At 46.0% G+C, this 12286-nt stretch carries 11 protein-coding genes and 2 tRNA genes; 8 read left to right on the top strand and 5 right to left on the bottom strand.

What is annotated here, in order from left to right; genetic code table 11:
- The first annotated feature begins 57 nt into the window (after nucleotides 1–57).
- The 5 genes from KIO97_RS07130 to KIO97_RS07110 all read left to right on the top strand — a co-directional run bounded on the left by KIO97_RS07130 (nucleotide 58) and on the right by KIO97_RS07110 (nucleotide 2651).
- Nucleotides 58–134: transfer RNA gene (locus KIO97_RS07130), tRNA-Asp, on the top strand.
- A gap of 35 nt (nucleotides 135–169) precedes the next feature.
- Nucleotides 170–246: transfer RNA gene (locus KIO97_RS07125), tRNA-Trp, on the top strand.
- Nucleotides 247–820: 574 nt separating this feature from the next.
- Nucleotides 821–1153 carry a DUF1904 domain-containing protein gene (locus KIO97_RS07120; RefSeq protein WP_005424824.1) on the top strand — a complete coding sequence of 111 codons (333 nt, stop codon included), beginning with the start codon at nucleotides 821–823 and terminating at the stop codon, nucleotides 1151–1153.
- 12 nt (nucleotides 1154–1165) lie between these two features.
- Complete coding sequence (gene mepA, locus KIO97_RS07115) at nucleotides 1166–2005, top strand: penicillin-insensitive murein endopeptidase (protein WP_285381715.1); 840 nt, start codon at nucleotides 1166–1168, stop codon at nucleotides 2003–2005.
- A 337-nt stretch (nucleotides 2006–2342) separates the two neighbouring features.
- Entirely contained in the window at nucleotides 2343–2651 is a 309-nt protein-coding gene (locus KIO97_RS07110) for a hypothetical protein (protein ID WP_285381714.1), read from the top strand.
- Between the two features lie 42 nt (nucleotides 2652–2693).
- Here KIO97_RS07110 and KIO97_RS07105 read toward each other — a convergent pair whose 3' ends face one another.
- The 3 genes from KIO97_RS07105 to rdgC form a co-directional block, all read right to left on the bottom strand.
- Nucleotides 2694–2948 carry a YfhL family 4Fe-4S dicluster ferredoxin gene (locus KIO97_RS07105; RefSeq protein ID WP_005445273.1) on the bottom strand — a complete coding sequence of 85 codons (255 nt, stop codon included), beginning with the start codon at nucleotides 2946–2948 and terminating at the stop codon, nucleotides 2694–2696.
- A gap of 2 nt (nucleotides 2949–2950) precedes the next feature.
- Nucleotides 2951–4351 (bottom strand): tRNA 5-hydroxyuridine modification protein YegQ, encoded by a 1401-nt coding sequence (yegQ, locus tag KIO97_RS07100; RefSeq protein ID WP_005424818.1) that lies wholly within the window; start codon nucleotides 4349–4351, stop codon nucleotides 2951–2953.
- A 166-nt stretch (nucleotides 4352–4517) separates the two neighbouring features.
- A complete protein-coding gene (gene rdgC, locus KIO97_RS07095) occupies nucleotides 4518–5432 on the bottom strand; it encodes a recombination-associated protein RdgC (RefSeq protein WP_285381713.1) in 915 nt (304 codons plus the stop codon).
- Between the two features lie 224 nt (nucleotides 5433–5656).
- On the opposite strand from rdgC, the gene phoB reads away from it, so the two are divergent.
- Genes phoB through KIO97_RS07080 form a run of 3 tightly spaced genes read left to right on the top strand, consistent with a single transcriptional unit; the run spans nucleotide 5657 to nucleotide 8650 of the window.
- A complete protein-coding gene (phoB, locus tag KIO97_RS07090; protein ID WP_005424836.1) occupies nucleotides 5657–6346 on the top strand; it encodes a phosphate regulon transcriptional regulator PhoB in 690 nt (229 codons plus the stop codon).
- Nucleotides 6347–6386: 40 nt separating this feature from the next.
- Nucleotides 6387–7685 (top strand): phosphate regulon sensor histidine kinase PhoR, encoded by a 1299-nt coding sequence (phoR, locus tag KIO97_RS07085; protein WP_285381712.1) that lies wholly within the window; start codon nucleotides 6387–6389, stop codon nucleotides 7683–7685.
- Nucleotides 7685–8650: a PstS family phosphate ABC transporter substrate-binding protein gene (locus KIO97_RS07080; RefSeq protein WP_285381710.1), complete on the top strand. Its 966-nt coding sequence runs from the start codon at nucleotides 7685–7687 to the stop codon at nucleotides 8648–8650. Before phoR ends, KIO97_RS07080 begins: the two co-directional genes overlap by 1 nt.
- Nucleotides 8651–8700: 50 nt before the next feature.
- Here KIO97_RS07080 and ppx read toward each other — a convergent pair whose 3' ends face one another.
- Together ppx and ppk1 are read right to left on the bottom strand one after the other, a co-directional pair.
- Complete coding sequence (gene ppx, locus KIO97_RS07075) at nucleotides 8701–10206, bottom strand: exopolyphosphatase (protein ID WP_285381708.1); 1506 nt, start codon at nucleotides 10204–10206, stop codon at nucleotides 8701–8703.
- Nucleotides 10190–12280 (bottom strand): polyphosphate kinase 1, encoded by a 2091-nt coding sequence (gene ppk1, locus KIO97_RS07070; protein WP_045370351.1) that lies wholly within the window; start codon nucleotides 12278–12280, stop codon nucleotides 10190–10192. The genes ppx and ppk1 overlap by 17 nt, the downstream gene beginning before the upstream one ends.
- Nucleotides 12281–12286: the final 6 nt, after the last annotated feature.

Below are 12286 nucleotides of genomic sequence, written 5' to 3'. Positions count from 1 at the left end.
CATGTGAGAGGAGGACAGCGCCAGGCTTTAAATTTAGACTTTAGGTCTAACCAGTGCGGAGCGGTAGTTCAGTTGGTTAGAATACCGGCCTGTCACGCCGGGGGTCGCGGGTTCGAGTCCCGTCCGCTCCGCCACTTATTCGAGAGTCGTCTCATTAAACACGAACTACAGGGGTGTAGCTCCAATTGGCAGAGCAGCGGATTCCAAATCCGCGTGTTGGGAGTTCGAATCTCTCCACCCCTGCCATATTTAAGGCTCTAGCAGAAATGCTAGAGCCTTTTTCGTATATGAAGGAAAGAGTACCAGTCTAGTTGGAAGATCTACGGATTCCCCTAATGCCCAAATAGTGCGTGTTGGGAGCTGAGCCGCCAGCCTGCTTGGTAGCAAGCCATATCGAATCTCCGGAGTGCCGGTCCAATCCACCCCTGCCATATTCAAGGCTCTAGCAGAAATGCTAGAGCCTTTTTCGTATTTGAAGAAAAGAGTACTAATCTAGTTGGACGGCTGGAGCGTCAACCCGCTTGGTTGCAAGTCTTATCGAATTTCCAGAGTGCTGGTCCAATCCACCCCTGCCATTTTCTAAAGCCCCAGCAGAAATGCTGGGGCTTTTTTACGTTTGAAGAAAAGAGCATCAACCTAGTTAAAAGAGTAGCGGATCCCCCTAATACCAAAATAGCAGTGTTGGGTCGAAGCTTTTGAATCACCACTATGGCTTTAAGGTATCCTCCAGTTTTGTGGCGGATAGCTAGCGCTCAGCGTGATTAGAAGGTGACTTCCTGTTATTATCGGCGCTGAATTCTAATAATTAGGAAGCAAGTCTATGCCACATCTTCGATTTAGAGCGGTAGAACCTCAAACGGTTCAAGCACTGTCAAAACCTCTTACTGATGAATTACAGCCATTAATGGACTGCCCTCGTGAAGATTTCACGTTTGAGTACATTTACACCACTTTTTTCAGTGAAGGTGAAGTAAGCAGCGCTTATCCTTTTGTTGAGGTGTTGTGGTTCGACCGTGGACAAGATACTCAGGACGAAGTTGCCAAAGCGATTACTAAGCAAGTACGTGGCATCGTAGGTGAAGATATCGACGTTGCGGTAATTTTCTCTGCACTCTCTCCTAAAGGCTACTATGATAATGGTGAGCACTACTAAGGAATGAGCGTGATGAAGCTGAGTCTTTCTTTTTGTTTAAGTTTTTTATTCTCAGCTTCACTCTATGCATCCCCGTGGGAGCAGGTCTCTGGTCCCACAAAAAACATTTCTTCTTCTATTGGCAGTTATGCAAACGGCTGCTTAGATGGCGCTTCTCCTCTCCCTCTTGATGGTATTGGTTATCAGGTACTACGAAGTAAAACGAAACGTTACTATGGGCACCCCCATACAATAAATTTCGTTGAAGAGTTAGCGCTGAAAGCAAACCAAGATCTGAATACAACGTTACTTATTGGTGATTTGTCATTAGCAAGAGGCGGGCGCTTCTCTTCTGGCCATTCTAGCCATCAAACAGGATTAGACATTGATATTTGGCTGCGTTTGGCTGATCAACCGCTTTCCTATAATGAGCTTCAACTTCCTAAGCCAATGAGTGTCGTGGATCTCAAGAAATACAAGATCCTAGAGCATCGCTGGGAGGCTCGGCACTTTGAGCTTATTCGTAGTGCGGCACAAAGTGAGGACGTGGCTCGTATCTTTGTTCATCCAGTGATTAAGGAGCAGCTATGTAAGCAGGAAGGAGAGAATGACCGAGCTTGGTTGCGTAAGGTGCGTCCGTGGTGGGGACACCACTACCATTTTCATGTCAGGTTAACTTGCCCTGAGTCGAGCTCTAATTGTGTAAACCAAGCCCCTCCTCCTATGGGTGATGGCTGTGGTGCTGAATTGGCTAGTTGGGAACCTAAAACGACGCCGCCTCCAGTGGCGAAGAACAAGCCTAAGGTGACACCAAAACCGAAAAAACAAAAGGTGATACCAGCACAGTGTCAATCGTTGATCACTAAGAACTAAAGACCTTTGCCCCTCGTTAATCTATAAATATGCCCTTTCCAGTTCTTTTTATGAAACTGGAGAAAGATCATTCTTTTGTCTACAGTGAATAATACCAGTACAAAAACTAACCTGATTAGTTTTGGTGGCATATTATAGAAATCTAACATAAACAAAAGGTTGTGTTCGCTTTCGTTACTCGCAACTTTAATTTCAAGAAAGATCTTTTCGTCGCGATTCTCTGATTTCTTAGCAATATGTCTGTTGGTTGGTGAAGGACAAACGACAACGCAGACTACTGTATTAAGGTGGGAAAGGAGGCGGTCTCCCCACCAAAGAGTTAATCAAGGACAAAACCATGACTATGATTTGTGCAAAAGAATTTGCAGAGTGGTTAAGACACAGATTTAGCAGTGATATTAAAGGGGTCTATTTGACTCGAGAGGATGTTAATCACCTGACAGGGCGTCAGCGCCTTGATCCAGGTTTTGTTAATGATGTGCATTACGAACTGATGCAATACGGAATAGCTTTCGTTACTGATACGAGCCGTGAAAATTTTTATTTGATACCGGTATCTCAAGCTGAAAACTGGCGCGAAAAGTTAGAGTATCATTTCGAGAAAGAACTGTTTTGCAACATCATTCCTATCGAAAAATCGGGTTAAAAAAAAGGTTCAACTTTGACTGCAAAGTTGAACCTCTTTTGATTACGCTAACCCTTGAATAATCACAAACTTCTCTAGCAATTGCTCTTCAGTTTCAACATGATTAGGGTCGGTAATTATGCACTTTGTAATAGGACACACTGACTGGCATGTTGGCTTCTCGTAGTGACCTTTACACTCAGTACAGAGCGCTGGGTCAATCTCGAAAATGCTGTCACCCATAGTAATAGCACCGTTAGGGCACTCTGGGTCACACATATCACAGTTGATGCACTTATCGGTAATAAGTAGTGCCATGATTACTTACCAGTTGGGTTACGGGTATCCTGACCTGCATTTAAGTTACGCATCAACAGACCGTATTCTAGATCCATGTCTTCTGGAACTGGGATGAATACGAAGTGTCCGTTACCTTTTGCGTCTTCAATTGATTCTGACTTACGGTTTTCCATCGCTTCTAGCGTGAAGATTACGTTGCCTTTTGGTGTCATTAGCTCAAGGCTGTCACCAACGATGAATTTGTTCTTCACCTCAACTTCCGCCATGTCACCACGACGTTTGCCAGTGAATTCACCAACGAATTGCTGAGCATCAGATACAGAGTAACCGTAATCATAGTTTTGGTAGCTGTCGTGAGTATGGCGACGTAGGAAACCTTCTGTGTAGCCACGGTGAGCTAGGCTTTCTAGCGTACCCATTAGGCTTTCATCAAATGGACGACCAGCAACTGCGTCGTCAATCGCTTTGCGGTAAACCTGAGCAGTACGAGCACAGTAGTAGAATGACTTAGTACGACCTTCGATCTTCAATGAATGAACACCCATCTTAGTTAGACGTTCCACGTGTTGGATTGCACGCAGGTCTTTCGAGTTCATGATGTAAGTGCCGTGCTCATCTTCGTAAGCTGCCATCTTCTCTTCTGGACGGTGCGCTTCAGAAAGCAGAACGACTTCATCGGTTGGTTTGCCGCGACCGATGGTTGTCTCAGGGCGCTCGTCAGCAACTTCGATTGCTTGCGCCTCCGTTGGGTCAAATTTTTCTACGATATCGCCAGTGTCGTTTTCTTTGCCTTCTTCAACTTTATACTCCCAACGACATGCGTTAGTACATGTACCTTGGTTAGGGTCACGTTTGTTGATGTAACCAGAAAGTAGGCAACGGCCAGAGTAAGCCATGCATAGAGCACCGTGAACGAAAACTTCTAGTTCAGTTTCAGGACAGTGCTCGCGAATTTCTTCGATTTCTTCTAGAGAAAGCTCACGAGAAACGATCACACGCTCAACACCGTTAGCAGCCCAGAACTTCACTGTTGCCCAGTTTACTGCGTTCGCCTGTACAGACAGGTGGATTGGCATTTCTGGGAACGCTTCGCGGACCATCATGATAAGACCTGGATCAGACATGATAAGTGCGTCTGGGCCCATTTCTACCACTGGCTTAAGGTCACGGATGAAAGTTTTAAGCTTAGAGTTGTGCGGTTGGATGTTACATACCACGTAAAGCTTTTTGCCTAGGGCATGCGCTTCGTTGATACCGATTTGTAGGTTTTCGTGGTTGAACTCGTTGTTACGTACGCGAAGGCTGTAGCGAGGTTGGCCAGCGTATACAGCATCTGCGCCGTAGGCGAATGCGTAACGCATATTTTTAAGGCTACCTGCAGGAGACAGTAGCTCTGGTACGAATGCTTTCTCTGTTGTCATTGCTCAATTCTCTTAGTATCTGATCACAAGTCAGGCCAATTCCACCTCATGGAAATGGGGCGCAAATTTTACGTCAAAATGTGACCTGTGACTAGGAGAATTATGGTTTAGATAAACAAACGCCCTCAAAAAAAGTGAGGGCGTTATGATTAATCTTTGTACTAAATTAAGCGTTAGGGTTTGGCAGGCCACCCAATGCTTCGTATAGATTTGGTAGGAAAGCGCTGAGCTCGCCACACATTAGAGAGAAGTCTGCGTCGAAGCGAGCAGCTTGATCTTCGCGTGGGATGTCATCGTTTTGATCTTTTAGTTCATCAGAGAACTTCAGACGTTTGATGCCAGAATCTTCTGCCATGATGAATTCGATACGATCTTGCCAGTTCAGTGCTAGCTTAGTCACTACTTTGTCTGCAGCGATGTGGTTGCGGATTTCATCGGTTGTCAGCTCTTGCTTCTTACAACGAATCACGCCGCCTTCTTCTAGCACAGACTTAAGCTCAGCTTCGTCCATCATAGAAATGCCTTGTGGCGTATCACCGGTTTTCACCCATTCCGTTAGCGTCGTTTCGATAGCTACTTCTGGGATTGCTGGTACAACAGGTAGGCTACCCATTGTTTTACGCAATAGTGCTAACACGTCTTCTGCTTTTTTGTAGCTGCTTGCATCAACAAGGATGAAGCCTTCTTTTGGCATGATAAGTACGTAAGTGTGGCTGCTGCGGCTGAATGCACGAGGCAGCAGATCCATTACGATGTCATCTTTAAGGTTGTCTTTTTCTTTCTTTTTAAGAGGACGACCTTCTTGTGCTTCCATTGCTTCTACTTTCGCGTTTAGTGAATCTTTGATCACTGAAGCTGGCAGCATTTTCTCTTCTTTCTTAGCGCAAATCAGAATGCGGTTTTCAGAAACGTGCGTCATCATGTCGCCATTTCTACCCATCGCGCTAACCCAACCAAACTTTTGCTTATCTTGGCTGCCACAAGGGGTGAATCGGAACTCGGCTAGTTGAGTTTCCAGTTGATCGGCGTTGAAGTTAACCTCGCGGTTAACGCGGTATACCAGACAGTTTTTAAACCACATAAATCTTCTCTAGGCTTGATGACAAGGGACTAATCATAGGGAATTTTCTCGGCGTTGTCCTAATTGAATTGAAAAAGATCATGATGAATCTCAAAAGAAACTTATATGAAAATTTGTTTTCAAAGGTCACAAAAGTGTCATAATTGGTAGTAATAATGCTTATGCATAGAGGGGCGCTTTGTCCTTTAAATTCATTAGCTCAACTCACATAAGGTTATTCAATTATGTCTAGAAGGATTCTGGTTGTTGAAGACGAAGCTCCGATTCGCGAAATGCTATGCTTCGTGCTTGAACAGAAAGGTTATCAAGCAGTAGAAGCAGAAGATTACGACTCTGCGGTAACCAAACTGGCTGAACCCTTCCCGGATTTAGTGCTACTAGACTGGATGCTACCAGGTGGCAGTGGTATTAACTTCATCAAACACATGAAGCGCGAAGAGTTAACTCGCAATATTCCCGTTGTGATGCTGACAGCTCGTGGTGAAGAAGAAGACAAAGTGCGCGGCTTAGAAGTTGGCGCGGATGACTACATCACCAAACCTTTTTCACCAAAAGAGTTGGTTGCTCGTCTTAAAGCCGTTATTCGCCGCGTAACACCGACTGCGCTTGAAGATGTGATTGATGTACAAGGTCTGAAGTTGGACCCTGTTTCTCACCGCGTGACTGCAAATGATGAAGCAGTAGATATGGGACCAACTGAGTTCAAAATGCTGCACTTCTTTATGACGCACCAAGAGCGCGTTTACAGTCGTGAACAACTGCTAAACAACGTTTGGGGTACCAACGTGTATGTAGAAGACCGTACCGTTGACGTACACATTCGTCGCTTGCGTAAAGCGCTTGAGGCGGCAGGTCACGACAAACTAATCCAAACCGTTCGTGGCGCAGGATACCGTTTCTCGACGAAGGCATAACATCGCTAGCAGCTTATCAATACCATTTCTGGAGTAATGAGTGGTTGAAAGATTGACTTGGAAAAAGCTGGCCTGGGAGCTGGCTTTTTTTTACACCCCTTGGGTGATCATAGGTTGGATATTCGGTTATATGCCGTGGTTGCTATTGGCGGCCACGGCTTTGCAGCTTGTATGGCATTTGCATAATCAGGTGCGCTTGTCGGCTTGGTTGTGGGATGAAAAGCGTCTTACGCCACCGTCAGGCAGTGGCAACTGGGAATCGTTATTCAACGGCTTATACCGATTGCAACAACGTCAGCGTCGTAAGCGTAAAGAGCTTACCAATTTGATTCGCCGTTTCCGTAATGGTGCTGAATCGCTGCCGGATGCGGTGGTGGTGTTTCGTGCTGAAGGTAACATCGTATGGTGTAACAAGCTCGCACAACACCTTTTGGGTTTCCACTGGCCGGAAGATTCTGGGCAACCTATTTCTAACCTCATCCGTACTCCAGACTTTATTAAGTACATCAATAAACAAGACTTCTCAGAGCCGCTAGAAATGTGCTCACCATTGAATGTCGAGCGAATGTTGGAACTGCGTATCGTACCTTACACCGAAGGGGAACATCTGATGGTGGTGCGTGATGTTAGCCAACTTAAACAGCTTGAAGGTATGCGTCGTAACTTCTTCGCTAACGTATCTCATGAGCTTCGTACACCGATGACGGTACTGCAAGGATATCTTGAGATGACGGAAGATCCAGACATGATTGTTGGCCCGATGTGGACGAAAGCGCATGGGGTGATGACAGAGCAGCTCAACCGCATGAACAGCTTGGTTAATCAGCTTCTGACGCTGTCTAAGATTGAGGCGGCACCAATGCATGAGTTGGAAGATGTGGTCAATGTCCCTAGCATGTTAGAAGTGCTAGAGAAGGAAGCGGTAAGCTTAAGTGGTGATGATCAGCATCAGTTGAAGTTCGATGTTGATTCTAGTCTGCGCGTGCTTGGCGATGATGACCAACTGCGTAGTGCGATCTCTAACTTGGTGTACAACGCGGTGAAATACACACCACCCGGTGCACACATTAACGTTCGTTGGTATCAAACCGCACAAGGCGCTTGCCTTGAGGTGGAAGACAGCGGTGACGGTATTGAGCCGCAACATTTACATCGATTGACCGAGCGTTTCTATCGCGTCGATAAAGCCCGCTCACGCGATACCGGCGGCAGTGGTCTAGGTTTGGCCATCGTGAAGCACGCGTTGAGCCACCATGATTCTCATCTCGAAATCCACAGTGAAGTTGGCGTTGGCAGTAAGTTCTCTTTCGTTCTACCAAGTCGTTTGGTGGTGAAGTAATGAGCGTCGTATCCAAAGTAATCAAGAAAGTTACTCTAGCCACACTGGTACTCTCCAGCGTGGCTTTTGCACAAGATGAACCGTTGCCGAATTATCAAAAGACAACTGGCATAGCCGGTAACTTATTGTCTGTCGGCTCAGATACGTTAGCGGGTATGACCACGCTTTGGGTGGAAGAATTTAAATCTATCTACCCGAACATTAATGCTCAGGTACAAGCTTCTGGCTCATCGACTGCGCCACCGGCGTTAACAGAGCAAACTGCGCAATTCGGGCCAATGAGTCGCTCAATGCGTATGCGAGAGATCGAAGCATTTGAGCGGGTGCATGGTTACAAACCAACGGCGCTTCGCGTTGCGATTGATGCAATTGGTATTTTTGTGCACCAAGATAATCCAATCAAAGGGCTTAACTTCCATCAGCTGGACGCGATGTTTTCCGCGACATTGCGCTGCGGTGAAAGTGAGTTCATCACTAACTGGCGTGAGTTAGGCATCAAAGCTGAATGGGCAAAACGTAACTTGCAGTTGTTTGGGCGTAACTCGGTATCGGGTACCTACGGTTACTTTAAAAGTAACGCCTTGTGTGGCGGTGATTTCAAAACTCGTGTGAATGAACAGCCAGGATCAGCATCAGTGGTGCAGTCTGTGGCATCAACGATTAGCGGTGTTGGTTACTCCGGTGTGGGTTATCGAGTTGCTGGGGTTCGTTTAGTTCCTATTGCGAAAACAGGCACAGATTACGTTAGCCCAGTGCGTGAAAATATTATCTCAGGTAAGTACCCACTATCGCGTTATCTCTATGTATACGTGAATAAACATCCTGATTATCCGTTAAGCCCAATTGAATCTGAGTTCATTCGTTTTATGTTCTCTGCCCAAGGGCAAGCGCTGGTTGCGAAAGACGGTTATGTTCCGATTACTGCTGATTTCGCTGCCGAGGAATTAAAAAAGGTCGGTTTGTAAGCCGACCTTTTTCTTTGTCTCACTGAGTTCATAGTTAACTGAGTTCATAGTTAGAAGCTCAATGTCCATCCTGCGCTTTCCCAGCGTTGTTGCTCTTCTTGCAAATCGGCATCGAGCAGTTTGTTATTCTCCAGCCAATCTTCTTCTGTGCAGGTAAGTACCCACTTATCTTCTTGTATCGATAGTGTCAGCTCTGGCAACGGGTCATCATTGCGTTGACCGTTGACCACAATGGCTAGACGCAGAATCTTAATTAAGTTGATGATGTCACTCTCTTTGTAGAGGTTAAACTCTGGGAACTCATTCAGCTTAAGGGATTTACGTTGGAAGCGAGCTAAGGTCGCCAATACCAATTGCTGTTCGCGGTTAAAGCCCGGTAAGTTGGAGTGCAGCAGAATGTAGAATGAGTGACGATGGAAACCGCGCAGACTGATACTCAAGCCGACTTCATGTAGCAAAGCCGCCCATTCCAGTAAATCAAACAGCTCACTCTTCTTCTTGATACCAAGTTCAGAACGAACATTGCACAGCATCTCTCTTGCATGACCTTTTACGCGTGCCGCGTGTTCGATATCAACGCGATGTTTTTTCGCTAGGTTTTCTGTGGTGCGCATACGAATATCAGAACGAGCGAAACGTTCTTCCATCTCGTAGAGCAGACCTTCTCGCAACGCGCCATCCGAGAAAAACATCTGGTTGATTTTTAGTGATTGGAAGATGGCAGCCAAAATGGCTACACCTGCTGCAAAGACTGGCTTGCGTTCATCGGTCAAACCAATAAGCTCGATATCATCAATGGACTCAAACTCGCACAATGTGTCGATGAGCTTACCCAAACGCTTGTTGGTGATCAGTCCATCTTCATGACCTAAACCAATCAAGACTTCGCGAATCGCTTTAATCGTACCAGAAGAGCCTAGGGCAATATCCCAACCTTTCTTGCGGTATTTTACAGCAATGGATTCAATACGCTGCTCTGCGGCGAGAATCGCTTTGCTGAAGTTCTTCCGTGACAGTTTGCCATTATTGAAGAACTGTTCGGTAAAGCTCACACAACCCATTTGTTTACTGTTGAGAAGCTCTGGCTCAAACTCTTGACCAATGATCATCTCGGTACTGCCGCCACCGATATCGACAACTAACTTGGAGTTAGACTCCGCTTGGGTGTGCGCGACGCCGAGATAGATGAGGCGAGCTTCTTCTTCGCCCGGAATGATTTCAATTGGGAAAGGCAGCACCTTTTTTGCTCGTTTGATAAACAGATGAGCGTTGTTGGCACGCCTTAAGGTATGGGTCGCTGCAATTCTTACGTTTGACGTTTCAAAGCCTTGCAGGCGCTCGGCGAACATCGCGAGGCACTCAAGGCCTCGCTCCATCGCGGCGTGACTGAGGTTTAATTCTGAATCGAGCCCGGCAGCTAAGCGCACTCGCTGTTTATGGCGGCTGACTAATTGCAGGTCACTTCCAACAACTTTCGCCACCACCATATGGAAGCTGTTCGACCCAAGGTCAATGGCTGCAATGTGGCGTACATCTTGTTCAAGTATCTGAGGCATCTGCTTTTTGTTTTCTTGTTTGTTTCTCTATATTTTTAAGATAGTCGTAGATGGCAACTTGTGATCGAACTTTTTTACGATTACCTCGCGGTACGTAGCTGTTGCTCATCTCTTTATCTATCAAACGAGCCTTTACTGTATCGGTAAAGTGAATGTTAGTTATATCAATAATGCGTTGTTTCAAACGTGGGTCACGAACTGGAGCTGCAACTTCAATACGATGATCGATATTTCGTGTCATCCAGTCCGCCGATGAGATGTAAACTTGTGGGTCACCATCATTGTGAGTGATGACGACGCGAGGGTGCTCAAGGAATCGGTCAACAATACTGATGATGCGAATGTTTTCGCTCACACCTTCAATACCCGGTACGAGTGAACACATACCGCGGATAATCATATTGATTTTCACCCCGGCATTGCTCGCACCATAGAGTTTATTGACGATGCCTTTGTCGACCAAGTTATTCACTTTGATCGTCAGCGCGGCTTTCTTGCCAGCTTTTGCGTTGGCAATCTCCCCATCAATCAAACGGTAGAGTTGTTTACGCGAATTGCGTGGTGAAACGATGAGGTGGTTAAACCTGACTGGGCGATATGGGTTCTCGATATAGCCAAAGACGTTACGAACTTCATTGGTGATTTCCTGATCTGCGGTTAGCAGCGCAAAGTCGGTGTAGATACGTGCAGTTTTCTCGTGGAAGTTACCTGTTCCTATATGCGCGTAACGTACGATTTCACCTTCTTCGCGGCGGCTAATCAGAAGCAGTTTTGAGTGAATTTTCAAACCAGGCGCACCGAAGATAACGTGTACGCCTGCATCGGTGAGAACCTTTGACCATTCGATATTGGCTTCTTCATCGAATCGGGCTTGCAGTTCCACCACCACAGTTACGCTTTTGCCATTGTGTACCGCATCGATCAATGAGTTCATCAAGCGCGAATCTTTGGCAACGCGGTAGATATTAATCTTAATTGCCAATACTTTAGGATCGAAGGAAGCTTGGCGAACCAGTTCAGAGATGTGATCAAAGGTGTGATAAGGGTAGTAAAGCAAAATGTCTTTGGCTTTGATCGCATCGAAACTGTTGGCGTAGCCTTCGAAGTCGGCACACTTCATCGGTGGCATGGGCTTGTTTTCTAAGTACTCACGACCAACATTTGGGAACCCAATGAAGTCTTTAAAGTTGTGGTAACGACCACCGGGAATCAAACTATCGTAGTTGGAGATTTGCAGTTTACGGCACAAGAAATCGAGCATCTCTTGCGGCATTTCACGCTCGTAAACAAAGCGCACTGGCATAGCGGTTAAGCGTTGGTTCACTCCTTCAGACATCTGTTCGAGCAAGCTGTATTCGATCTCTAGGCGTAAATCGTATTCGGCATCGCGAGTCATCTTCATCGCGTAGCCATTTAGTTCGTCATAATCGAAGAAGCCTTTAAACAGCTCATCCAGACAGTAACGGATAATGTTGTCGAGCAGAATGATGGTTTTGCGGCGTTTGCCTTTTTGCTCCGGTACCATAACGAAGCGAGGCAGGTGGTCAGTTGGTATTTCGAGTAAAGCATATTGGGAATGATCGTCTTTGCGCAGATCGACGGTAATGTAGGCGTATTCGTCTTTAAGAAACTGCAACACATCGATGTCATCTTTAATCAATAGCGGAGTGATGTGTGGCATGACTTCTTTGCGAAAGTACTTGGTGATCCAGCGTTTCTGCGTGTCATCCAGCTGGTTTTCGTTAACCAAGAAAATGCGGCGTCGTGCCATCTCTCGGATCAAATCACCGTACAGCTCGTCAAATTGTTCGTTAAGCTTCAATGCTTTGGTTTGCATCTTAGTTAACAAGTGCTTAGAGTTATCGCTTCCACCTCGTTCTTGGCTGATCAAGATCCGACGTTTTACGTCTGCAAAGCGTACCTTGTAGAACTCATCTAAGTTATTGGAAAAGATCCCCAGAAAGCGAATACGTTCGATTAAAGGGACTGTTTTATCGGCGGCTTCTTGCAGTACTCTTTCATTGAAAGACAACCAACTAAGTTCTTTTTCTATATAGAGTTTTTCTGCGCTCATAACCTT

This window comes from Vibrio sp. B181a, assembly GCF_030248375.1.
Classification (GTDB): Bacteria; Pseudomonadota; Gammaproteobacteria; order Enterobacterales; family Vibrionaceae; genus Vibrio; species Vibrio campbellii.
The sequence above is the reverse complement of the archived record's forward strand: the minus strand, read 5'-3'. Positions and strand labels throughout refer to the sequence as shown.

Bases quoted from the DNA above. Each gene is read 5' to 3' on its own strand.
- KIO97_RS07120 (WP_005424824.1), top strand. From the start codon at position 821: ATGCCACATCTTCGATTTAGAGCGGTAGAACCTCAAACGGTTCAAGCA.
- mepA (WP_285381715.1), top strand. From the start codon at position 1,166: ATGAAGCTGAGTCTTTCTTTTTGTTTAAGTTTTTTATTCTCAGCTTCA.
- KIO97_RS07110 (WP_285381714.1), top strand. From the start codon at position 2,343: ATGACTATGATTTGTGCAAAAGAATTTGCAGAGTGGTTAAGACACAGA.
- KIO97_RS07105 (WP_005445273.1), bottom strand. From the start codon at position 2,948: ATGGCACTACTTATTACCGATAAGTGCATCAACTGTGATATGTGTGAC.
- yegQ (WP_005424818.1), bottom strand. From the start codon at position 4,351: ATGACAACAGAGAAAGCATTCGTACCAGAGCTACTGTCTCCTGCAGGT.
- rdgC (WP_285381713.1), bottom strand. From the start codon at position 5,432: ATGTGGTTTAAAAACTGTCTGGTATACCGCGTTAACCGCGAGGTTAAC.
- phoB (WP_005424836.1), top strand. From the start codon at position 5,657: ATGTCTAGAAGGATTCTGGTTGTTGAAGACGAAGCTCCGATTCGCGAA.
- KIO97_RS07080 (WP_285381710.1), top strand. From the start codon at position 7,685: ATGAGCGTCGTATCCAAAGTAATCAAGAAAGTTACTCTAGCCACACTG.
- ppx (WP_285381708.1), bottom strand. From the start codon at position 10,206: ATGCCTCAGATACTTGAACAAGATGTACGCCACATTGCAGCCATTGAC.
- ppk1 (WP_045370351.1), bottom strand. From the start codon at position 12,280: ATGAGCGCAGAAAAACTCTATATAGAAAAAGAACTTAGTTGGTTGTCT.